The sequence below is a fragment of the Geobacter sp. PheSNFMC genome, assembly GCF_059620965.1.
The window spans coordinates 1-22,784 of record NZ_JCAMRN010000052.1; the positions used below are offsets into that span (position 1 = coordinate 1).

20 protein-coding genes and 1 tRNA gene are annotated in these 22,784 nt (G+C 62.5%); 16 read left to right on the top strand and 5 right to left on the bottom strand.

Translation table 11 applies throughout. From position 1 onward, the window contains the following. The 12 genes from AC6CDK_RS12345 to AC6CDK_RS12400 form a co-directional block, all read left to right on the top strand. On the top strand, positions 1-578 hold a 578-nt coding region (locus tag AC6CDK_RS12345; RefSeq protein ID WP_496639852.1), incomplete at its 5' end, for a TetR/AcrR family transcriptional regulator. A gap of 144 nt (positions 579-722) precedes the next feature. Then, positions 723-1,934: a porin family protein gene (locus AC6CDK_RS12350; protein ID WP_039643192.1), complete on the top strand. Its 1,212-nt coding sequence runs from the start codon at positions 723-725 to the stop codon at positions 1,932-1,934. A gap of 15 nt (positions 1,935-1,949) precedes the next feature. Beyond that, on the top strand, positions 1,950-2,645 hold the full coding sequence (locus AC6CDK_RS12355; RefSeq protein ID WP_192905454.1) for a cytochrome C: 696 nt from the start codon (positions 1,950-1,952) through the stop codon (positions 2,643-2,645). Positions 2,646-2,679: 34 nt separating this feature from the next. Continuing rightward, positions 2,680-4,923: a C-type polyheme cytochrome OmcB gene (gene omcB / locus AC6CDK_RS12360; protein ID WP_192905455.1), complete on the top strand. Its 2,244-nt coding sequence runs from the start codon at positions 2,680-2,682 to the stop codon at positions 4,921-4,923. A gap of 207 nt (positions 4,924-5,130) precedes the next feature. Further along, entirely contained in the window at positions 5,131-5,592 is a 462-nt protein-coding gene (locus tag AC6CDK_RS12365; RefSeq protein WP_039643200.1) for a hypothetical protein, read from the top strand. Between the two features lie 255 nt (positions 5,593-5,847). After that, positions 5,848-6,927 carry a DUF3108 domain-containing protein gene (locus AC6CDK_RS12370; protein WP_318842686.1) on the top strand — a complete coding sequence of 360 codons (1,080 nt, stop codon included), beginning with the start codon at positions 5,848-5,850 and terminating at the stop codon, positions 6,925-6,927. Positions 6,928-7,098: 171 nt separating this feature from the next. Beyond that, a complete protein-coding gene (gene hoxE, locus AC6CDK_RS12375; RefSeq protein ID WP_192905457.1) occupies positions 7,099-7,671 on the top strand; it encodes a bidirectional hydrogenase complex protein HoxE in 573 nt (190 codons plus the stop codon). Next, on the top strand, positions 7,668-9,380 hold the full coding sequence (locus AC6CDK_RS12380; RefSeq protein WP_192905458.1) for a NuoF family protein: 1,713 nt from the start codon (positions 7,668-7,670) through the stop codon (positions 9,378-9,380). Before hoxE ends, AC6CDK_RS12380 begins: the two co-directional genes overlap by 4 nt. Continuing rightward, positions 9,380-10,096: a bidirectional hydrogenase complex protein HoxU gene (hoxU, locus tag AC6CDK_RS12385; RefSeq protein ID WP_192905459.1), complete on the top strand. Its 717-nt coding sequence runs from the start codon at positions 9,380-9,382 to the stop codon at positions 10,094-10,096. Before AC6CDK_RS12380 ends, hoxU begins: the two co-directional genes overlap by 1 nt. Beyond that, positions 10,093-10,680 carry an NADH-quinone oxidoreductase subunit B family protein gene (locus AC6CDK_RS12390; RefSeq protein ID WP_226048352.1) on the top strand — a complete coding sequence of 196 codons (588 nt, stop codon included), beginning with the start codon at positions 10,093-10,095 and terminating at the stop codon, positions 10,678-10,680. The genes hoxU and AC6CDK_RS12390 overlap by 4 nt, the downstream gene beginning before the upstream one ends. A gap of 8 nt (positions 10,681-10,688) precedes the next feature. Continuing rightward, a complete protein-coding gene (locus tag AC6CDK_RS12395; protein ID WP_039643209.1) occupies positions 10,689-12,125 on the top strand; it encodes a Ni/Fe hydrogenase subunit alpha in 1,437 nt (478 codons plus the stop codon). A 15-nt stretch (positions 12,126-12,140) separates the two neighbouring features. Next, a complete protein-coding gene (locus tag AC6CDK_RS12400; RefSeq protein ID WP_039643211.1) occupies positions 12,141-12,596 on the top strand; it encodes a hydrogenase in 456 nt (151 codons plus the stop codon). A gap of 4 nt (positions 12,597-12,600) precedes the next feature. Here the strand turns inward: AC6CDK_RS12400 and sfsA are convergent, their stop codons facing one another. Beyond that, complete coding sequence (gene sfsA, locus AC6CDK_RS12405; protein WP_039643213.1) at positions 12,601-13,299, bottom strand: DNA/RNA nuclease SfsA; 699 nt, start codon at positions 13,297-13,299, stop codon at positions 12,601-12,603. A 139-nt stretch (positions 13,300-13,438) separates the two neighbouring features. On the opposite strand from sfsA, the gene AC6CDK_RS12410 reads away from it, so the two are divergent. After that, complete coding sequence (locus AC6CDK_RS12410; protein ID WP_192905460.1) at positions 13,439-16,033, top strand: InlB B-repeat-containing protein; 2,595 nt, start codon at positions 13,439-13,441, stop codon at positions 16,031-16,033. A gap of 85 nt (positions 16,034-16,118) precedes the next feature. On the opposite strand, the gene AC6CDK_RS12415 is transcribed toward AC6CDK_RS12410, so the two are convergent. Next, positions 16,119-16,195, bottom strand: a tRNA-Arg gene (locus AC6CDK_RS12415). A 140-nt stretch (positions 16,196-16,335) separates the two neighbouring features. Between AC6CDK_RS12415 and AC6CDK_RS12420 the strand changes: the two genes are divergently transcribed. After that, positions 16,336-17,229 (top strand): MBL fold metallo-hydrolase, encoded by an 894-nt coding sequence (locus AC6CDK_RS12420; protein WP_192905461.1) that lies wholly within the window; start codon positions 16,336-16,338, stop codon positions 17,227-17,229. Here the strand turns inward: AC6CDK_RS12420 and AC6CDK_RS12425 are convergent. Continuing rightward, on the bottom strand, positions 17,195-17,884 hold the full coding sequence (locus AC6CDK_RS12425; protein WP_192905462.1) for a DUF1573 domain-containing protein: 690 nt from the start codon (positions 17,882-17,884) through the stop codon (positions 17,195-17,197). The genes AC6CDK_RS12420 and AC6CDK_RS12425 overlap by 35 nt on opposite strands. A gap of 205 nt (positions 17,885-18,089) precedes the next feature. On the opposite strand from AC6CDK_RS12425, the gene AC6CDK_RS12430 reads away from it, so the two are divergent. After that, positions 18,090-19,532 (top strand): DUF3426 domain-containing protein, encoded by a 1,443-nt coding sequence (locus AC6CDK_RS12430; RefSeq protein ID WP_039643221.1) that lies wholly within the window; start codon positions 18,090-18,092, stop codon positions 19,530-19,532. A 191-nt stretch (positions 19,533-19,723) separates the two neighbouring features. Here the strand turns inward: AC6CDK_RS12430 and fdxA are convergent, their stop codons facing one another. Beyond that, positions 19,724-19,894, bottom strand: coding sequence for a 4Fe-4S ferredoxin (fdxA, locus tag AC6CDK_RS12435; RefSeq protein ID WP_052269372.1), 171 nt, complete (start codon positions 19,892-19,894; stop codon positions 19,724-19,726). A gap of 254 nt (positions 19,895-20,148) precedes the next feature. On the opposite strand from fdxA, the gene AC6CDK_RS12440 reads away from it, so the two are divergent. After that, the gene (locus AC6CDK_RS12440; protein WP_039643223.1) at positions 20,149-21,414 is read left to right on the top strand and encodes an acetate kinase; all 1,266 of its coding nucleotides are present in this window, start codon (positions 20,149-20,151) and stop codon (positions 21,412-21,414) included. Positions 21,415-21,668: 254 nt separating this feature from the next. On the opposite strand, the gene pta is transcribed toward AC6CDK_RS12440, so the two are convergent. Next, positions 21,669-22,670, bottom strand: a complete 1,002-nt coding sequence (gene pta, locus AC6CDK_RS12445; RefSeq protein ID WP_039643225.1) for a phosphate acetyltransferase — start codon at positions 22,668-22,670, stop codon at positions 21,669-21,671. Between the last annotated feature and the right edge of the window lie 114 nt (positions 22,671-22,784).

A 22,784-nucleotide genomic window follows, 5' to 3' on the forward strand; every position in this document is an offset into this window, starting at 1 on the left:
CCCTTGGTCTGTTTTCGACCAGGGGGTACCTGGGCGCCACGACCCGCGAGATCGCCCGTCAGGCGGGCATCGCGGAGGTGACGCTGTTCCGCCATTTTCCCTCCAAAGTAAAGCTTCTCGAAGAAGCGATCACCCGTTACTCCATGTTGCCGTCGCTGCGCGCATTCGTACCCAAAGCGCTCGCCATGCCCTACGAAGAGGCGCTGACCGCCATGGCAGAGATCCTTCTGGACACTCTGGTTCAGTTGAAGGACTGGCTGCGGATCATGCACGCCGAGGTGCAGCGTTCGCCGGAGAAACTGCTGGGCATCTACCACACGTTTTTGGACGAGCTGTTCGAAGTGATCGCGTCCTACTTCCGTGAGCTGCAGAAGACGGGCTCCATCGGCAGCTTCGACCCGGAGCTTGGTGCGCGGGTTTTTCACGCCATGTTCTACTGTTTTTTCAATATCGAAGAGGTACTGCTGCGCAAGCAGTACCGGCCCACGGACCGAGAGAAGGCCGTGCGGGAATTCGTACGGATGTTCGTCCACGGCACGGGCGGTATCGGCCGTACGGACTATGCCAGGGCATCGTAACCGCGCTGATCAGACGCGCCAAAAGTGATCAACGGTTGTGATAGGGACAGGAGACGGCCGAAGGAGGTGACGCCAGCAGCCGCCGTGATCCTGCCGGAACAAAGCTTCGAGTTGCAGATAGAATGGAGAAAGGAGGTCCACTTAATGGGAATCAAAGGGTTCACTCGACTGCTCCTGCTCGGTTCCGTGCTGACCGCGTCCACGGCCTGGTCCGCAGAGATCCACGGCAGGAGCTCGACCCAGTTGCTCTGGTTCAACAACTACTTCACCGACCAGAGACAGGTAGAACTGGGTGAGTACCTGCGGCTGTCGGTCACGAACCTGGACAAGGCGGGCAAGGCCTCTTTGTTCGGCTACGGTCGGATGACGCAGGACCTGAACAACGGAGAAGGGTTCAACAGCAGGCTCTACTACCTGTACGGCGAGTACCGGGGACTGTTCGACAAACTGGACATCCGCCTGGGCCGTCAGTTCGTCAACCTTTCTGCAGGCACGGCCATCATCGACGGCGGCCAGGTAGACCTGAACAACGCCGGCCCTGTCGGGCTGACGGTCTTCGGGGGCCGGAACGTTATTTTCTCCCTGGATGAGGAAAACGGCCATGGCGGCGACCTTGCCCTGGGGGTATCGGCCTACCTGAACGGGTTCAAGTCAACGGACCTGGAAGTAAGCTGGTTCCGCAAATGGGACGACTGGAACATCGCCCGTGACACCTTGGGTGCCAGCTTCAAGCAGTACCTGTTCAACAACCTGCGGGTTTACGGCAACACGCGTTACGACGTGATATCCGAGACCTTCAGCGAAGTGTTGGCCGGAGCCAAGTACTACCCCACCTCGAACCTGATTCTGACGGGAGAATGGTACCAGAGCTACCCGGTATTCGACGCCACCTCGATCTACTCCGTGTTCGCGGTAGACCGGTACCAGGAAGCCGTATTCCGGGCCGACTACACCATCACCGACCAGATCGCGGTGCACGGCGGCTACACCCGCCAGTGGTTCGAAGGGGGCGCCAACGGCAACATCTACCAGGCAGGGCTGAGCGTGCGTCCGGTAGAGCCCCTGCAGCTCAACTTCGAGTACGACAACAACCAGGGCTACAACGGCAAGACCCACGGCTTCATTGCCGATGCGTACTATGACGTGACCAAGAACCTGCAACTGTCCGGCGGCATCGCCTACGACACCTACCAGCGCGACGTGATGTCCGACGACGAAATAGCGCGCCTGTACTGGGGCGGCTGCAAATACCGGCTGGCAAAGAACATGTCGGCGTCCCTGCGCGTCGAAAACAACGTCAACGCCGCCTATGACAACGACGTACAAGGTCGTTTCGTCTTTGACTACGACTTCTAGAAAGGGGGGGAATCCGTGAAGAAATGGTTTATCGCACTCTTGCTCCTGACGGTGTCGGCCTTTACGGTCCAGATGGCACTGGCCGACAAGATGTCGCACAAGGAGTACGCCACCACCCCCATCGGCGAATGCAACGCATGCCACAAGGGTGAAGGCATCGCCCCCAACCATGACGCCGACTGGGTTCGTGGTCACCGGGTAGTTGCCAGCCGTGCGGGAAAGAACTGCGCCGACTGCCACGTCCAGCAATTCTGCCTCGACTGTCACCAGGGGGGCGGGATCGAAGCCAACCTGTCGACGCGGACCTTCATGAGGGACTACGTACCGAAGAGCCACCGGAGCAACTTCCTGAGCATTCACCCGACCAAGGCCCTGGACAACCCTCAGAGCTGCACGCGTTGCCACGACCAGTCTTACTGCAACGAGTGCCACGCCCGGTACCCGAAGGGGTCCCTGCGGATCAAGTCACACCTGATGCTGGGACCGAACGGTCAGAAGTACAGCCCCGGGCTGGGCGAGCACGCCATCGAAGCACGCCGCAACCTGCAGTCGTGCCAGACCTGTCACCCTGAAGGGGATGTGTGCATCCAGTGCCACTCCAGCGGGAAGACGAACCCGCACCCCAGGGGTTGGAACAGCATCAAGAACAACTACAAAGACCGGGCCGGCAGCAGAACGTGCACCAAGTGCCACCTGCCGGGCACGTACTAATTGAGAGCACCACACACCACAAGGAGGAAATGGCATGAGTAGAAAAGCAACAAGGTATTCTGCTGTGCTTGCGGCTTCGTTGTTCGCAGCGGCGCTTGCCGGCTGCGGCTCCGAAAACAAGGAGGGTTCGATCGGAACCGGCCCCGGCGGCGTGGCAACCGTGGGCGACACCGCCTGCGTCCAGTGTCACAGCGCCGTAACCGAAGCACTGACCGGCGAGAGCATCATTACGCAATATCAGAAGAGCTCCCCCCACAACAGGGCAGACCTGGGCTGCGAAAGCTGTCACGGCGGCGGTGCCCAGCATAACGGCGTAGGTCCGATTCCGTTCGCCCATCCCGACGCCAACCGTTGCGCCGACTGCCACGACGGCACCACTGCCGTGGCCACCAACTCGAACACCGCATTCGCCGGGTCGCGGCACAACACCCAGTCTGTCCGGGACAGTGCGAACTGCAAGCGCTGCCACTCCCACGAAGGTGCGGTCCTGTCCAACATCTATGGCCTGACCGGCGACAACGCCACCATTACGAATGTGGACTACATAAACAGGGTGCCCCTGGCGTCCAACTACACCCAGATTTCCTGCGCCACCTGCCACGAGCACGGCGGCGGCCTGCGCACCATCAAGGCAATCGACGGGTCAGGCAACCTTGTGAACTGGGACCCCAACAACAACCGCCGGATTGACCAGTTCGACCTGTGCACCAGTTGCCACACCCTGTACAACTACAACGGCACGCAACTCCTGGCCGGCGGTAATCCCCTCAACGGCGTTGCAACGGGAGTCAGCCTGCATGCCGCCACCAGCGCCAGGTGGTACGGAGTTCTTGCCACGACCCACTTCGACAACTATTCGACCGGCCCCCAGGCCGGTGCCGGCGCCAGTGGCACCAACACCAAGGTTGAAGGTTACGTCCTCCGTCGCACCAGCGCCAACCCCTGCTTCGACTGCCACGGTCACGAATCGAAGACCAACACCAGAAACGAAGCGTCCCGCGGTCCGACGATCCATACCGACTGGGCCCAGTCTGGCCACGGCGGCGGCCTGCTGACCGCCAAGTACGCCGCAGTCGCCGGCAAGAGCGGCACCGCAGCCGTCACCGCCGCCTTGAACGCCTATGTGGACGACGCCACCGCCGTCGCCTGGACCCACTACAACTGGGATGCGAGCAGCCGCGGTTCCTGCCAGCGCTGCCACACCGCCACCGGCGCAGCCAACTTCATGAGCGATCCGGCCACCTACAAAGCGGACGGCTCCGGCAACAACTTCTCGCACCTGCAGGGCTGGAACGCCACCAACGGCTCCAAGCAGAACGAGCTGCTCTACTGCTGGGGCTGCCACACCAACGCCGGCACCGGCGAGTTGCGTAAGCCGGGTGCCATCACAGAAAACTACGCAGGTGTTAACAATGCTGGCACTGGAACTACAGGTACATCTGTGACCGTGTCTTATCCGGATATAGCCGGTTCCAACGTCTGCATGACCTGCCACCTCGGCCGCCAAATCGGTGAAAACATCAAGACCATTACTGATGCTGACGGTGTTCTTGGCTTCGTGAACTCCCATTACCTAGCAGCCGGCGGCCAGCTTTTCGGCAAAACCGGCTACGAGTACGCAACCCGCAGCTACGCCAATCCGGCCTTCTTCGCCCATGACAAGATCGGCACAGCCGCTGCCCCCGGCACCGGCTCCAACGGCCCCTGCGCCGGCTGCCACATGAGCACCCCGAATTCGCACTCCTTCCTGCCGGTAACCAAGGACAGCGCGGGCGCCGTCACCGCCATCACCAGCACCGCCTGCGCCACCTGCCATTCCGGCACCTTTGCGCTCACCCCCGAAGGCCTGACCGCCGAGGAAGAAGAGTACGTGGCATCCCTTGAAGCCCTCAAAGCGGCCCTGGCCGGCAAGGGTATCCTCTTCTTCAACGCCCATCCGTATTTCTACATAGATACGAATTCCAACGGCATTGCCGATCCTGGGGAGATTGTTTCCTCTAACGCCTTCACCAACTGGGCCGGCGTGTACGGGCTTGCCCTCTGGAAAGATGTCATGGGCGCGGCATTCAACGCCAACCTGCTGATCCACGATCCGGGCGGGTATGCCCACAACCGGTTCTACAGCAAGCGGCTGATCTGGGATTCCATCGACTTCATCTATGACGGCGTGCTGAACAACGACGTCGCTGCCGCGATCGATGCCCAGGTAACGGCGACTCGACTGGACAGCGCCACGGCAACGGCCGCCAAGGCCTACCTCGGTACGACCCGTCCGTAATCGCGGACGCGGCGTTCCGGCGCGTCATCCGATGCACAATCGCAAGGCCGGTCTCTCTCTTGGGGCCGGCCTTGCCTTTTACCTGGCTATGTGCACTTCCGATGATACGCGAGCACACGTGCCGGTGGATAGCGGTGGCGCCTGCAATCCCGTCGCGATCCGGAAAAAGTATCTTGCCGGAGCGACCTGAAAAGGAGAAAATACGCCATGCAACGATTCCTTGCAGTACTATTTGCGATGATCTTCATCTGTTCGGCGGCAGTGGCCGCCGGCGGTCTCGACGGTTTCCTGGGCAACCTCAATGTTGAGGCGAGGGCCGATCCGACCGGCTTTGCCGGCAGACTGAGCACCCAGTTCGGCGTGCCCGGCGCACAGGTAAGCGTCGTGCTGGGGTCTGTCCGGGAGCCTGCGGACGCCTTTATGGTCTACCAATTGGGGCAGATGACCCACAAGCCGTACGAAACGGTGCTCCAGAGCTATCAGGCCAATCAGGGCAAGGGATGGGGGGTGATTGCCAAGCGTCTCGGCATCAAGCCCGGCTCCACCGAGTTCCATGCCCTCAAGCGGGGTGACTTTGCCCTTACCGGAAAGCCGTCCCACGCGTCGCATGATGATCATCATCACGGCAGGGAAAAAGCCAAAGGAAAAGGCAAGGGGAAGGGATACTAAGTAACGGTCGAGTCAGCGGAGTTGCGCCGGATCGCGCCGGGCTTCATGGCATCGGGCAGGGCAGGACTGCGTCGAGGATGACGTGCGATTGACGGCCGGTCAGCGAGGCGTGACGTCGGCATGCGGGGCAGGGATGCCCGGTTGCCGACAGGATTTATAGATGCGGCGCAGAGGGGGCGCTTCGGTGCCCCCCCTCTGCGCTTCGGACCATACATGGATTTGCCGGTTACATCATATCGATTCGCTGTGTTTGTCGTGCTCTCCGGACTGGTGCACGTGGCGGGGCTGTGCGTTCTCACGAGCGGCGGCATTCTCGACCTGGGTGCACCGGTTCTGCCCATGGCAGCCGTCAGCATTTCGCTCCGGGATCCGGAGACGTCTGTTCCGTCCCTCCCTGAAGGGCAGTCGTCGCGTGAGAGTGTCGGCGCAGGGGAACAGGAACGGCCTGGCGAGCGGAGCGTCGTTGCTGCTCCGGAGCGCGCGGACCAGCCGACCGCCCTACCAGTCGTCCGCGAAGCCACGCCGGCCACTGAGCCGCTGCCGCCGGAGGCAGTGGCGGTAGCTGCCCCCGTGCCCGCCGCATCTACGGAGGTCGTGGCTGAGGCAGACCCTGCCGCCCGGTCGCCGCACCCGGAGGTCATGCCGCCGTTGCGCAAGGCGGATGAGTTTCTCGCGGCGGGCCGGGAGAAGCTCACCTACCGGATCACCATGCTCGGCATCCCCGTGGGCGAGGCAATGATTGAGGCGGTTCGGGAACGGGAGCGCGAGGAAGTCACCATCACCACGCGCGTCAGGTCGTATCCGGTCATCTCGGCGGTATACCCGGTGGACGATGTGATAGAAACCCGGCTCGTTGCCGGCAATTACCTGATCACCAGAATCAGACAGCGGGAGGGAGCCTTCACGGGGGACAGCGGCTTTACCCTGATGATGCGCGAGAAAAAGGCCTTCTGGGCCGACCGCTTGCGGAACCGGTACGCCACCCATCTCCTGCCGCGGGAGGATGTGACCGATATCGTCTCGGGGTTCTATTTTCTCAGAAACAAGCGGCTTGAGGTGGGGCAGCCGGTGGTGCTCCACCTGTTCGACAGCAACGAGTACGCTCCCACCACCGTCGAGGTGCTGCGGCGGGAGGGGGTAACGCTGCCGGGGGGACGGACCGTTGATACGCTGGTTGTCCATCCGCTTCTGAAGACCGCCGGTATCTTCAGGAGAACCGGCGACATAATGATCTGGGTCACCGACGACGCATACAGGGTTCCCGTGAGGATGGAAACGGCCATCTCCCTCGGGCGGGTGCGGGCGGAACTGGTTGCTGCGGAGTCGGAACAGTGAAAGGGGCCGTCTTCTCATGGTGAGTACCCATGGTTAAAGGCTGCTCGTCCGGAGCGGAGAGATCGAGCACGCGCGCAGCTTTGAACTCATAAGGCTTCACACATATTCCACGGTCTGCTAAAATGCGCGATCATCATCGCCCATTGCCCCGTTGCGGCAGAGGAGAACAGCGTGAACCCCACGGATAACTCGCCAGGGAAGGGCACGCCCGACGGGCTTGCCGCCGATCCGCGCTTCAAGGTGGTCGAGCGGACCCTTAAACAGTATCAGTACCGGGCCGATGCTCTCCTGGAGGTTCTTCACGTGGCCCAGGAGACCTTCGGTTGTCTCAGCGACGAGCTGATGAACCACGTGGCCCGGCAACTCCGTGTCCCACCAAGCCGCGTCTACGGCGTCGCCACCTTTTATCACTTCTTTACCCTTGAGGCCCGGGGCGAGCACTCCTGCGTGGTCTGCACCGGCACTGCCTGTTACGTTAAACGCTCGGCCGAGATCGTGGCGCGCCTCGAAAACGAGTTCGGCGTGAAGGCCGGCAAAACCACGGCCGACGGCAAGCTCACCCTGTCGACGGTCCGCTGCCTCGGCAGTTGCGGGCTGGCCCCCATCGTGGTGCTCGACGGGGAAACCATGGGACGCTGTACCCCTGATTCGGCCGCCACCGCCGTCCGGGTCATGCTGACGGACAAGGGGCCGGCGCGTGAGGAAGCGGCCCGGACGGGCCGCCGCAAGGGGGAAGAGTCATGAATCCCGCCGATCTCCATGCCATGGCCCGGGAAGAGCGTGCCCGCCAGGAGGCGCTGCGGTGCCGCATCATGGTCTGTGCCGGCACCCCATGCCTGTCCGCAGGCGCACTGGCGGTGCTGGACGCACTGCGCCAGGCAGTGGCGGAAAGCCGGCTCGACGCGGAGATCGAGGCCACCGGCACCGGCTGCATGGGGCCGTGCAGCCGCGGCCCCCTCGTCAAAGTGGCTGTCCAGGGTAAACCCGAGACCGTCTACGAGCGCGTTACACCTGAACTGGGCCGCCAGATCCTCTACTCGGTGGTGAAGGGGCGCCGGCCGCCCACGGCCTCGCCGCTGCCGCCGGATCATCCCTACTTTACCCGCCAGATGAAGATCGTCCTGGCCAACTGCGGCTCCATCGATCCCGAGCGGATCGAAGGGTATGTGGCAGCGGGGGGCTACGATGCCCTGGCCCATGCCCTGCACGAGATGACCCCCGAGGATGTCTGCCGCGAGATATCCGCTTCGGGACTGCGGGGGCGGGGCGGCGCCGGCTATCCGGCCGGCGTCAAGTGGAACCTGGCCCGCAAGGCGCCGGGCGAGCGGAAATACGTGGTGGCCAACGGCGACGAGGGGGATCCGGGCGCCTACATGGACCGCTCCGTCATGGAATCGGACCCCCACCGCATCCTGGAAGGGATGGCCATTGCCGGCTATGCCGTCGGCGCAGACCAGGGCTACATCTACGTCCGGGGCGAGTACTACCTGGCCGGAAGGCGGCTCGAGGCCGCCATCCGCGACGCCGAGCGCAAGGGACTCCTGGGAAGTCGGGTGCTCGGCAGCAACTTCAGCTTCCGCATCGACATCCGGACCGGGGCCGGCGCCTTTGTCTGCGGCGAAGAAACCTCGCTCATGGCCTCCATCATGGGGCGGCGCGGACAACCCTGGCACCGGCCGCCCTATCCGGCCCAGCGGGGGCTCTGGGGGTGTCCGACCCTCATCAACAACGTTGAGACGCTTGCCACCGTTCCGGCCATAATCGGGCGCGGGGCCGCCTGGTATGCCGGCATCGGCGCGGCCCGGAGCCCGGGGACCAAGGTCTATGCCCTGGCCGGCCAAGTGGAGACCGCCGGCCTGATCGAAGTCCCCATGGGCACTACGTTGCGGGAGGTGGTGTTCGACATCGGCGGCGGCATCCCCGGCGGCAAGCGCTTCAAGGCTGCCCAGTCGGGCGGCCCCTCGGGCGGCTGCATCCCTGCCGAGCATCTGGACACTCCCCTCGATTACGAAAGCATGGAGCGGATCGGCACCATCATGGGTTCCGGCGGGCTCATCATCATGGACGAGACGAGTTGCATGCCCGATGTGGCTTCCTTTTTCCTCGACTTCTGCCGGGACGAGAGCTGCGGCAAGTGCATTCCGTGCCGCGTGGGGAGCATGGAGATGCACCGTCTGCTGCAGCGCATAACCTCCGGCACCGCCCTGCCGGACGATCTGCGCCGACTGGAGGAACTCTGCGATCTGGTGGGTACCACGAGCCTCTGCGGCCTCGGCCAGACCGCGCCCAATCCGGTGGTGAGCACCCTGCGCTACTTCCGGCACGAATACGAGGCCCACATCCGTGAACGCCGCTGTCCGGCGGACCGCTGCACCATGGCCGTCGAACAGGAGCCCGGACCCGACGGCGAGGCCCTCATGCACGCCCTCGGCGCCCCGGGGGAGGTCCGCTGATGCCGGTCATCACCCTGACCATTGACAACGAACTGATCAGCGGACGCGAGGGGGAAACCCTGCTTACGGTGATCAAGGAACACGGCATATCGCTCCCCACCCTCTGCCACATGGAAGGGCTCTCCGAGCGAGGCGGCTGCCGGCTCTGCATCGTGGAGGTGGAGGGCAACTCCCGGCCCCTCCCCGCCTGCACCACGCCGGCGCGCGAGGGGATGGTGGTGCGGACCCGGAGCGAGCGGCTGGAGAGCTACCGGCGGATGCTCGTGGAGCTCATGCTCGCCGAGCGCAACCACTACTGCGCCGTCTGTGTCTCCATCGGCCACTGCGAACTGCAGCGGGTGGCCGCTGAGCTGGGGGTCGACCATGTCCGCTACGAATACCTTTCGCCCAAGCTGACCATGGATCTCTCCCACGAACGCTTCGGCCTGGACCACAGTCGCTGCATCCTCTGCACCAGATGCGTCCGGGTCTGTGACGAGATCGAAGGGGTGCACACCTGGGACATCTCCGGGCGTGGAGTGAAAAGCCGCATCATTGCCGATCTGAACCGCCCCTGGCGTGACAGTGGCACCTGCACCAGTTGCGGCAAGTGCGTCCAGGTCTGTCCCACCGGCGCCCTGTTCCTTAAGGGGGCGGTGGTTGGCGAGATGGTCAAGGACCCGACCATGCTCGCCCGGGTGCTGGAAGGGCGGGAGAAAAAGGAGTGGGAAGGATGACGCCGTCGGCGGGAACAATGCGGGGTGCGCCCGGAGGAGTGGAACTGATCGGCAGCGGCCGGCTCCGGCTCGCCACGGCCTGGCTGGGAGGCTGCTCCGGGTGCCACATGAGCTTCCTCGACCTGGACGAGTATCTCCTGGAGCTGTCCCAGGTGGCCGACCTGGTCTACGGGCCGTTCGTGGATGCCAAGGAATTCCCCACGGGCGTGGATGTGGCGCTAGTGGAGGGAGCGGTAACCAACCGTGCGAACCTGGCCATGGCCTGCATCATCCGGCAGCGGAGCCGGACCGTGATCAGTTTCGGCGACTGTGCCATCACCGGCAACGTCACTGCCATGCGCAACCATCTCACGGTGACCGAAACCCTGGATCCCTTCCGCTGCGGCGGCGAGGCCCCTCCTGCCTTCGATTACGCGGCAGTGCCCCAGCTTCTGCCGCGGGCCCTGCCGCTCCACCAGGTGATCCCGGTGGACGGCTACATTCCCGGCTGCCCGCCTGGCCCGGACCGGATCAGGGCAGCCATTGAATGCCTGCTGCGGGGCGAGCCGGTACACCTGGCCCCCGGCATGCTCACGTTCGGATAGGTATCTCCATGTCCCGCACCATAACCATAGATCCCGTCACCCGCATCGAAGGGCACGCGACCATCACCATCCGGCTCGACGATGCCGGGGCCGTGGCCGATGCCCGGTTTCACGTGACCGAATTCCGCGGGTTCGAGCGGATATGCATCGGCCGCAGCATCTGGGAGATGCCCGGCATCACCGCCCGCATCTGCGGCATCTGCCCCGTGAGCCACTCCATCTCCGCTGCCCGTGCCGGCGATGCCATCCTCGGCGTGGAGATTCCCCCGGTCGCAGTCCACCTGCGTCGGATCGCCAATCTGGCCTCTCTCATCCAGAGCCATGCCCTGAGCTTCTTCCACCTCTCCGCCGCCGATCTTCTCATGGGGATGGACGAAGAGCCCTCCCGCCGCAACCTTTGGGGCCTGGTGGCGCACCACCCGGAGGTGGCCCGCGGCGGCATCCGTCTCCGTCAGATCGGCCAGAAGATCGTAAGTGCCGTGGCCGGAGAGAGCATCCATCCCTCCTGGGCGGTGCCGGGCGGAGTCCGTGAGCCGCTCTCCCCGGAAGGCCGGGACCGGATCGCCGCGCTTCTGCCCGAGGGGCTCGCCATCGTCCGGGGCGCCCTGGGCATGCTTGACGGTATCTACGCCCGCCACGAAGCCGAGATAACCGCGTATGGGGACTTTCCCTCGCTCTTCGCGGGGTTGACGGCATCTGACGGCGGTCTGGAGCACTACGACGGCTCCCTCCGCTTCACCGATTCGGCAGGCGTCCACGTGGATGAGCTTTCCCCGGAGCACTACGCCCAGGCCATAACCGAGCGGGCCGAGCCCTGGAGCTACATGACGTTCCCCTACTACCAGCCCCATGGTGACCGGGAAGGGGAGGGGATGTTCCGGGTGGGGCCCCTGGCCCGTTTGAACATCTGCGACCACGCCGGGACCCCCGAGGCCGACCGCGAACTTGCCGCGTTCCGGCAGGTGCGCGGCGCCGGCGGCATGGTCACCGGCAGTTTCCACTACCACCATGCCCGGCTCATCGAGATCCTCCACGCCCTGGAGCGGATCGGGATGCTCCTGGACGAGCCGGACATCCTGGATCGCCACGTCCGGAGCGAGGCCGGAGTGAACCGGCCGGCCGGCGTCGGCTTCTGCGAAGCGCCCCGCGGCACCCTCTTTCATGACTACGAGGTGGATGACGACGGCATTGTCAGCCGTGTGAACCTGCTTATCGCCACCGGCATGAACAATCTGGCCATGAACCGGACCATCCGGCAGGTGGCGGCGGAGTTCATCAGGGGAGGGGAGTTCACGGAAGGGATTCTCAACCGGATCGAGCACGGCGTGCGGGCCTATGATCCGTGTCTTTCCTGCGCCACCCATGCCTACGGCAGGATGCCGCTGCGGGTGATGCTCCTGGGGCCGGACGGGACGGTGCTGGATGAGGCGAAACGGGGAAGATAGCGAGAGGGGCAGGTCATGGTCCTGCTGATCGGCTACGGCAATCGCCTGCGGCGCGACGATGGAGCCGGGGCGGTCCTTCCTGCGATGGTGGAGGGGGGCTCCCCTCTGGGCAGCGTGCGTTCCGTCGAAGCCCATCAGCTCCTGCCCGAGATGGCCGAGGAGATCGCCGCCCCGGAGGTGACCGGCGTCATCTTTTTTGACGCCTGCCCGGCCGCCGGCGGCATGAGTTCGGTGGCTGCCCTCCCTTTGACGGCCTCATCCGGCGAGGGTGCCCTGGGACATCACCTGGCTCCCGAGCTGCTTCTGGCCTATGCCGGGAAACTCTACGGCCGGACCCCGCCGGCATGGCTCGTGACCGTGCCGGGAGAAGATTTCAGCCACGGGGAAGGGTTCAGCGACAGGGCCCGCGCCAACCTGGCCGAGGCCGGCCGTGTGGCCCGCGACCTGGTGCGGAGGCTGTCCGGAGGGTGAGGGATCATTCCCCGGCAAGCACCGGCAGCCGTTCCGTGAGCCGGATTTCCTCCGGCGTTACGAGCGCCCGGTAGGCCAGGGCTTCTACCCCGGCAGTCACGGCCTGCCGCAGAAGCCGGCCGTACACCGGGTCAATGGCGTCTGCCGGAGCCACGGCAGACCCGTCGCCACGCTGGACCACGAAGAAGATCACTCCCCGGTCCCCCTGCCGCACCACCTCCATCAACTCCCGCAGGTGTTTTTGCCCCCGTTCCGTCACGGCGTCGGGGAAGAGGGCCGTTCCCCCTTCCACGAGGGTCACGTTTTTCACCTCGACCCAGCAGCGGCCCGGCCCTTCCAGCAGCAGGTCCACCCGGCTGTTGGTGCCGTAGCGGACTTCGGGCCGGATGCGCTCATACCCCAGGAGTTCCGCGACGGTGCCGTTTTCAATCCCCTCCCGGACGAGCCGGTTGGGGAGGCCCGTGTTTATCCCCGCCCAGTAGCCGTCAGCCATGACCAGTTCCCAGGTGTAGGCGAGGCGCCGCTTCGGATTGTCGCTGAGAGAAAGGAACACGGCGCTTCCCGGCTGGCTGCATCCTTTCATGCTCCCCGAGTTCGGGCAGTGGGCGGTGACCACCGTCCCGTCGTCGAGGCGTACGTCGGCCAGGAACCGCTGGTAGCGCCGGATCAGGGTGCCGGAGTAAAGGGGGCGTGGCAGAATCATGCCTGACAGATAGCACGGCGGGGCAGCAATGGCAACAGCCTGTCGAGAGGATGCCTCGGGCTTGTGGAAATGATGTCTGGAAAATTAGAACGATCACAGGTAAAATGTCTCCCTGGGTGTCAGCAAACGGAGGGGCAAGATGATTGAACTGATGATTCGGATTGCAGGGTTGCTTGGCCGATGCGCTCGTCTCCTGCCGGCAACTGCCGGCATGGTGCTCGTGCTGCAGGTAGCCGCCGGCGCACAGGTCCTGACCATCAACGGCGGCGCGAAGTTCACCAACTATCCCATGGTGACGCTCGGCATCGATGCCGCCCTGCACGGGGGAACCGTGCAGGCGATGCGTTTCGGTATCGACGGCATTCTCAAAACAGATTGGGAGCCGGTGGCGGCATCACGGCGTTTGACGTTAGCCAAACCATTTGATTATTCCTTTTACGACGTATTCCTCCAGTTCCTGCAAGACGGGATGACGGTCCCCGATCCCCCCTATACCGCTTCGATTGTCTATGATGACCTCATCGATACCGGCTTTTTCGGCGGCCAGGGGGTGGCCCTTTTCGGCGGCACGGGAAACGACCGGGGCAAGGGGATCGCGGTGCAGCCGGACGGCAAGCTGCTGGTGGTCGGCACCGTGGAGCAGGCGGCGGGCAACACCGACATCGTCCTCTGGCGCCTCACGGCGCAGGGTGAGCCGGATACCGGCTTCGGGAACCAGGGTTCAGTCGTGATCGACGTGGGCACGGCTGACCGTGCCGCCGGCGTGGCGTTGCAGAGCGACGGCAAAATTCTCGTTCTCGGCAGCGTGGGGAGTGCCACTACCGCCTGGGAGGTTCGACGCTACGATTCTGCCGGCGTACTTGATACCTCTTTCGGCACGGGCGGGAAGTACCAGGAGGGGGGCTCCGGCGCCAACGAGGCCGGAAATCTGCTGGTTCAGCCCGACGGCAGGATCGTGATTATCGGCACCAGGGATGTTAGCGGAGCGAAAGAAATCCAGGTGATCCGTCTTACGGCGACCGGAGTGCTCGACAGCGCCTTCAACGGCAACACCGGCTACTACCGGCCCAACCTTCCCGGCAACAGTTTCGGGAATGGACTCGCGCTCCAGGCGGACGGGAAGATCCTGCTCGTCGGCACCTATGCGAACCCGAGCGGCGAAACCGATCTCTTCGTGCAGCGACTCAAAACCGACGGCACCCTCGACAACTTTAATGACGGATTGAATAATTTCTTCGTGGCCGGCGATGCCGGCAACGACGAAGGCCTGGGGATAGCCGTCCAGCCTGACGGCAAAATCGTGGTGGTAGGGGCCTACCAGTGGGGTGCGGGTGACACGGATATCTGGGTGCTCCGCCTCAATGAGAACGGTACGCCGGACAATGGTTTCAATGCCCCGGTCGGGGATTACAAGGACGGCGACGTGTATAACGACAGGGCCGAAGCACTGGTGATCCAGCCTGACGGCAAGATCGTTGTGGTGGGGTCCTTCGGTTACGCGACCGACACCGATATCCTTGTGTTCCGACTCAATGCCGACGGAACTACAGACAACACCATCTACAATTTCTACGGGTTCTATACCATCAATTCGGGCGATGACGAAGGACAGGGCGTAGCGCTCCAACCCGATGGGAACATTGTCCTGGTGAGCACCTTCACCAGGGAGGAAGGCGATACCGACATCCACGTCCACCGGATCTTTGGCCGGAAAGAGACCCTCAGCGTTTCGACCACGGGTGGGGGCAGCGTTGCCGATGATCTGGGCGCCTTTACCTGGGTGGACCTGTCGGGAGAAGGCGACTACATCACGGGCGATTCGGTGACCCTCACCGCCGCTCCTGCAACCGGCTACGTCTTTACGGGGTGGGGCGGCGCCTGCGCCGGCACCTCTCCCGTCTGCACGGTAACCATGGATGGTGCGAAGAACGTGACGGCATCCTTCTCCCTGGATAAGCCGGCTGCGCCGACAGGTCTCTCCGGCGTGCCGGGCAACGGCACGGCAGGCATTTCCTGGACCGCCAGCCAGGAGCCGGGCATTACCGGTTACAAGGTCTACCACGGCAGTACGTCGGGAAATTATGCGACCCCCGACCAGGTCGGCACCACCCCGGCCCATGTGATTTCCGGCCTGATGAACGGCGTTACCTACTACATTGCCGTATCGGCACTCAAAAACGGTGTGGAAGGGCCTAAATCGGCCGAGATCACTGTGACGCCCGGCATCAGCCTCAGTGTGACCGTCATCGGCACGGGGGGGGGGACGGTGTCGAGTTCGCCCTCAGGCATTTCTTGCCTTGACGGTACGGGGTGCAGTGCGATTTTCAGTGCAGTGCCGGTGATCCTTATTGCAACGCCGAGTGCCGGCTGGGTTTTTGATGGCTGGTCAGGTGCCTGTGCCGGTATCGGTGACTGCACGGTCAGCCAGTACGGGCCCGTGGCCGTGACGGCCACGTTCAAGAAAACACTGCCCGTGAAGCTTACAACGGGAACCACGAGCTATTATTCAACAATCGCGGACGCCTATGCCGCGTGCGTCGGGGTCCCCTCGTGCACCATCGAGGCCCAGGCGACCGATTTCACCGGCAACCTGACGTTGGCAAATTCCATCGCCGTGCTCCTCAAGGGAGGGTATGACGCGACCTTCTCGTCCAATCCCGGTCTGACGACGCTTCAGGGCGTTGTCACGGTGGGCAGGGGTTCTCTCACGGCCCAGAATGTGGTTATCCGCTGACCGGGAACCACGGCCAACGAAAAAACCCCGCCGAGCTCCATGTCGGCGGGGTTTTTTGCAAGCGAATACGCTTAGTTCATGTAAATGGCGGGCGATACTGGATTCGAACCAGCGACCTCAGGCTTCGGAGGCCTGCGCTCTATCCAACTGAGCTAACCGCCCGCGAATTTCTATTGATACACCATCATCGATGAATTCTCAAGAGGAAAGTTTGCCCGATGCCGTCACCTGAGTCCAAGCCGCAGTTGTGTTCCAGCATCACCATTTGCTACACTGGTCGAAAATCTCAAGGTTCGAGGGCCATGAAGAACGTACCGGTCATCCTTTTTGTCGTGTTCTGCCTCTTTGTCGGCTTCACCCCGGCCCTGGCCGCCCATTACGAAGTAAAGCAGGTCGAGGAGGGGGTGTACGCGGCCATTGCCCTGCCGGAGGGGAAAGCGGCCAGTAACGCCATGATCGTAGTTACCCCCTATCAGGTGATCCTGGCGGGGGCCCATTTCATTCCCGAAGGGATCCGCGAGCTGGTCGACGCCATTGCCGAGATCACCCCCGTTCCCCTGCGCTACGTGATCCTTACTCACCATCATCCCGGTTACAATCATGTGGATTTCGACTTTCCCGCCAACGTGGAGATCATAACCTCGTGGCAGACCTGGCAGGCGCTCAGGGGTGAGTCGCGCCAGCTCCGCAATCATGTGACCTTCTTCGATAAAGGGCTGACGCTCATCCGGGGGGAAACGGTCCTGGTCCTGAACAGTACCGAGTTCGGCCACCGGGAGGGGGATATCATCCTCTACCTGCCGAACGAAGGGGTGCTCTTTACGTCGGATCTCTTTTACAACGACGTGGTGGGGTACATGGGGGAAGGGAAAATGCGGGATTGGGTCGTCACCCTGGAGAGCCTGGAGGCGGTAGGGGCAAAACATGTGCTCCCCGGCCTGGGTGATGTGTCCGACCGTGCGGGGCTCAGGCGGTTCAGGCTCTTCTTCAAGGAGTTCCTCACCGAGGTCCTGCGCCACATCGAAGCAGGCAGGAGTCTTGCCGAGGCCAAGGCCCGGTTCCGGCTGCCGCGCTACGATGCCATGCCCGGCTTCCGCACGTTTTTCGACGTGAACGTGGAACGGGCCTATCTTGATCTCAAGGAAGACCTGGAGGCCGCCGCTACTTCGACACAGAGCCGTACACCGGCACGGTGATTTCGGGTTTGCCTGGCATGTCGGTCTTGATGATGAGGAATCCGCTCAGGAACCGATCTTCCGGCCGCGGTGCCACCGATATGGTGATGGGAGTGCTCTCGCCGGGCTTGATGCTCTGTTTGCCGGCTGTCACTTTCACCTGGGGCATGGGGGTGGTGACGGAGAGTATCTTCACGGGCCGGGCCCCCCTGTTGTCCACCGTAACGGTGAATACCCCGCTCGTTCCCGCCTTTATCTGTCCCAGGTTCAGTTGACGGGGCGCCACAACCAGTATTTCGCTGACAATGCCCGTGAGGGTGAGCGTGTAATTAGGGTTTGCCGGGTCATTGGTTTCGACGGTTATGGTCTTGGTGACCTTGCCGCCGAACGTGGTCGAGTCGAACGTTGTCTTAAGCTCGACGTTTCCTCCCGGCTCGATGGTTGTGCGGGGGAGGTTGACCACGGTACAGCCGCAGGACGATTTGGTCCTGTGGATCGACAGGGGGGCGTCCCCCTTGTTCCTCAGCGTAAAGACATGGTCGAGCTTTTTCCCTTGCGGTATGGTCCCGAAATCAAAGAACGGCTTGTCCACTGACAGGGTGGGGGCGGCAAATGCCGCGGCGGCGCACTGGAGGAACAGCACGATGGTCAGTAATGGGGTGAGCAGGTGGCGCATGCGTATTCTCCGATTGCTGAAAGTTTCCCGGGGCCGTGGCGGCTTCCGGTCCAACAGATATACCATAAAGGATGGGCCGGTGGCCATATTGAATTGACACTAAGTGCCTTTATCTGCTATAGAAAAGTCCGAAATGACCGGCTCGGCGCCGTTTTTCGCCAGGCGGCCGTTATCCGCTGCCCCACCTCTCCCCGTGGAGTGACCAATGATCATCCAGTGTGCGCAATGCAGCAGCAAGTTCCGGCTTGACGACTCCAAAGTTACGGCCGCCGGCATCAAGGTCCGTTGCTCCAAGTGCCGGCACATTTTCGTCATAAAAAAAGAGGCCCCGGCGGAAGAGACGGATTTCGACTCGATCCTGCAGGGGCTGGATGCACGTGAGGGCAGGGGCGCTGCCGGTACTGCCGCGGCAGAGGATTCGGTGCCAGAGAAAGAGGTCGAGCCGCCCCAGGCGCCCCAGCAGGAGCCGGCTCCGTCATTTCCTCCCGCAGGCTCTGGTGTCGAGACAACCGCTGACAGCCTGCCGGCACCCTTTGACGTTCCTTCAGGAGCCATTGCCGCTGATGAGGATTTTTCGTTCGGCTTCGGCGGAGGACCGGCGGCAGGCAGTGAAGAACATCCGGCGCAGCCAGTTGCTTCTGAGCCGGAGGCATTCGATTTCGGCGAGCCCGTCGCAGAGGAGCGGCCGCGTCCCGCTGGGCCTCTAGTTGCGCCTGCCGTTGGCGGATTCGGGGACGAGATCGCCTTTGGCGAGGTGAGCCCCGAGGCCTTTGCCGCCGCAACCGGTGCCGGGGAGAGAGAAGGAGGTTCCGCGGGGGGCTTTACCCTTGATTTCGAGGAGGGGGCGGCGAAGGAAGGCGTTTCTCAGGGGGCTGAATCCGGGGAAGAAGCCGAGCCTTTCGATTTCGGTGAACTGGATCTGGGCATCGATGAAACCGTACCGGAGCCCGAGTCCCGAGATCGCATCCGGGCGGCAGCCGATACGGCTCCGGAGCAGCCTGTGGCCGAACCCGCCGAGGCGGCACCACCGCCGTCCCCCCTGTCCGTTCCCTTCGGAGAAGAGGAGGCTCCCCCTCTTGTCATCTCGTCGCGCCGCAAGGGGCGTTCCCTGCTTCCCCTTGTCGCCATTGTGGTGTCGGTCCTGGTGATCGTTGCCCTTGCCGGATTCGGATTCTACTTCTTCAAAGAGGGTCCTGCCGCCTTCAATAAGCTCGGCATCGGTTTTGTGGCTGAATGGCTCGGGTTCGAAGCGCGGGAGGAGGGGGGGGTCGGTCTTGACAAGGTCAGAGGGGGATATCTGGTCAATGCTGAGGTGGGAGAGGTTTTCGTCATTCGAGGTGAAGCCGTCAACAACTACCGCAAGCCCCGGGCGTCCATCCAGGTGAAGGGAGCGCTCGTGGGGCCGGGAGGCCAGACGGTGATGCAGAAAGTTGCCTACTGCGGCAACAGCCTGAGCGACGAACAGATAGCCTCGCTCCCCATGGCAAAGATCGAGGCTGCCATGAATAACCAGTTCGGCGACTCCCTGTCGAATCTGGGAGTCCAGCCGGGCAACCGGATTCCCTTTGTGATCGTTTTGGCCCGGATTCCCGGCGAGGCCACCGATTTCACCGTGGAGGTGACCGGTTCCACTGTTGCGACTCAGTGAGCATTACGCCCGATAACGAGGCCTGAAAACATGAGGCGGGGGAGAGGGACCGGCCCTCCTGCCGCGTGGATTCGGGTGGCAGAGAATACAATGAAACGGGCCGGCAATGGAGCCGGCCCGTTTCATTGTCAGGGCAAAAAAATACCGGCACGACGGACGTCATGCCGGTATTGGCTGGTGCGACCTGTCGGTTAGGCTGCGCTGATGGCGCTTACCGGGCAGGTGTCGACGCAAGCGCCGCAATCGATACAGGTATCTGCATCAATCTTGTGCTTGTCGTCGGCCGGTGCAATAGCGTTGACCGGACAAGAATCGACACAGGCGCCGCAATTGGTGCAGTCGTCGGAAATAACGTGGGCCACGGAATACCTCCTTATAAAATATTTTCTGAAAGCAGCGTAAACATATCACAGGGTTTCTGCAAAGTCTAGAGGAAAGGTTTTGCCGGTCCACCCCCTCCACTTAAAAAAACTTGAATTCAACTTTTCCGTATTGTATATGTAAAAAACAGTTTTATTTTTCGGTCCCCATCTGTATCATCTCTCATAAATCATCTTGAAATTGCTTGTTTTATTCGTGTTGAACAATTTTTATTTTCGCTCAATCAGGAGGAATGATGATCATACTTGCCCTCAATTGCGGCAGCTCATCGGTGAAGTACCAGTTATTCGACTGGGAGAGAAAAGAGGTCGTTGCCAAGGGCATGGTGGAGCGGGTCATCATCGGAGACTCCTTCATCATGCACGAGGTGCCCGGCCGGGAAACCTACCGGAAGGAGTACGAGTGTCCCGACCACCAGGTGGCCATTGACCTGATCATCAGGACCGTGGTGGATGCCGAGCAGGGCGTTCTGGGAGATATCAACGAGATATCAGCGGTCGGTCACCGGGTCGTCCACGGGGGGGAAATGTTCACCCGCTCGGTGCTCATCGACGAAAAGGTGCTGGACGCGGTCAAGGATGTCCAGCATCTGGCCCCCCTGCACAATCCCCCCAACATCGCAGGCATCGAGGCTGCTCAGGCGGTTCTCCCCCACGTTCCCCATGTGGCCATTTTCGATACGGCGTTCCATCAGACCATGCCCGAGCATGCCTACCTCTATCCGCTTCCCTACGAGTGGTACGAGAAGTACGGCGTGCGCCGCTACGGCTTCCACGGTACGTCCCATCTCTACGTATCGAAGCGGGCAGCGGTTCTTATCGGCAAGAAGCCTTCCGAGAGCAACATCATCACCATGCATATCGGCAACGGGGTGTCTCACTGTGCCATCAAGGGTGGTGTCTCCGTCGATACGAGCATGGGGCTCACCCCGCTTGAGGGTGCCGTCATGGGGACCCGCTGCGGCGACATCGACCCTGCCATCCCCGCGTTCATGATGCAGAAGGAAAATCTTTCCGCCAAGGAGATCGACAGCATCCTCAACAAGAAGAGCGGGGTGCTCGGCGTGACCGGCCGCTTCACCGACCGCCGCGACGTGATCGAAAACGCGGCCAACGGCGATCACCGTTGCAAGGTTGCCCTCGATATCGAGGCCTACCGCCTGAGAAAATATATCGGCACCTATATGGCCGTGCTCGGCCGTCTTGATGCGGTGGTCTTCACCGCCGGCGTGGGGGAGATGGGGTGGCCCATCCGGGAGAAGACCATCGAAGGGCTTGAGGGAATCGGCATCAAGCTCGACCGTGAGCGGAACAAGGGGGCCATGACCCGCAAGCGGGAGAGCCTCATCACCACCGACGACTCACCTATCAAGGTATTCGTCATTCCCACGGACGAAGAACTCGTCTTTACCGAGGACGTGGTGGCAATCCTCAATGGTACCTACACCGACCACATGAACTTTGACTATTCGTTTGCGCGGCCCGATTTCGTGAGGAAGTAGCGGCCACAAAAAGATCATGACGCACCGAAGGCCGCCGGGAATATCTCTGGCGGCCTTCGTCTTTGCTGATCCCGTGAAGCCGGAGAGCCGGTTGAATCGAATGTGCCCTGAAGAGGCAGAATCAAAGTGCTCTGCGCTGAGGGTGGACCTTTGGTTTCAAGGGTTCGGGTTTGGCAAGGAGGGAGGAGTTCGGAGAACAAAAGGCCGCCGGCTGATGCTGGCGGCCTTTTGTCGTGCAGGTGGTTGTGGTTCGTTTATCCCTGGGCCTGAACCGCGGTAATGGCGGCCACGTTGACGATGTCGTCCACGGAGCAGCCCCGGGAGAGGTCATTCACCGGTTTTGCCAGACCCTGGATGATGGGGCCTATGGCCTCTGCGCCGGCGACCCGCTCCACGAGCTTGTAGGCGATATTGCCGGCGTCCAGGTCCGGGAAGACGAGGACGTTGGCCTTGCCGGCCACGGGGCTGCCGGGTGCCTTGCGCTCGCCCACCTTGGGAAGAAGGGCGGCGTCGGCCTGGAGCTCGCCGTCGATATGAAGTGCCGGGTCAATGGCTTTGGCCAGTTCCATTGCCTTGAGGACCTTGTCCACGTCGGCATGGGAAGCGCTTCCCTTGGTGGAGAAGGAGAGCATGGCCACCCGGGCGTCCACGTCGAGGAAGGCCTTGCAGTTGCGGGCGGTGGCCACGGCGATGTCGGCCAGGGCCTGGGCATCGGGGTTGGGGTTTACGGCGCAGTCGGCAAAGAAGATGATGCCGTTTTCGCCGAAGGACGGGGTTTTGGTGACCATGAAGAAAAACGAGGAAACCGTTTTGATCCCCATGGCAGGGCCCACGGTCTGAAAGGCTGCCCGAAGCACGTCGCCGGTGGTGCCGGTGGCGCCGGCCACCTCGCCCCCGGCGTCGCCCTGGCGGACCATCATGCCGGCATAGTAGAGGTTGTCTGACGCGGTAAGGAGCTTCAGGGCCTCATCCTTGGTAAGTCCCTTGCTCTTGCGGAGTTCCGCGAAGGCGTCGGCATATTCGTTGAGCTTGGGAGACGTGGCCGGATCGATCAGCTCGACCCCGGAGATGGCGGCGCCGAGATCGGCCGCTTTCCTGGCGATGGCGTCGGCATTGCCAAGCATGACGACTTTTGCCAAACCCTGTTCCACGATCTGTTGGGCGGCGGCATACATCCGGTCATCATAGCTCTCCGGGAGCACGATTGTTTGCAGGTTGTTCCGGGCTTTAGCCTTGATTTGGTCCATCAGACCCATGGTCGATCCTCCTTGGTCTAAAATTAAAACGGAATTCTAGTGTATAGCCCATACCAGGGACCCGGTCAACAAAAAACCCGGCGTGGGCCGGGTTTCGGGATGGTTGGAAGAGCG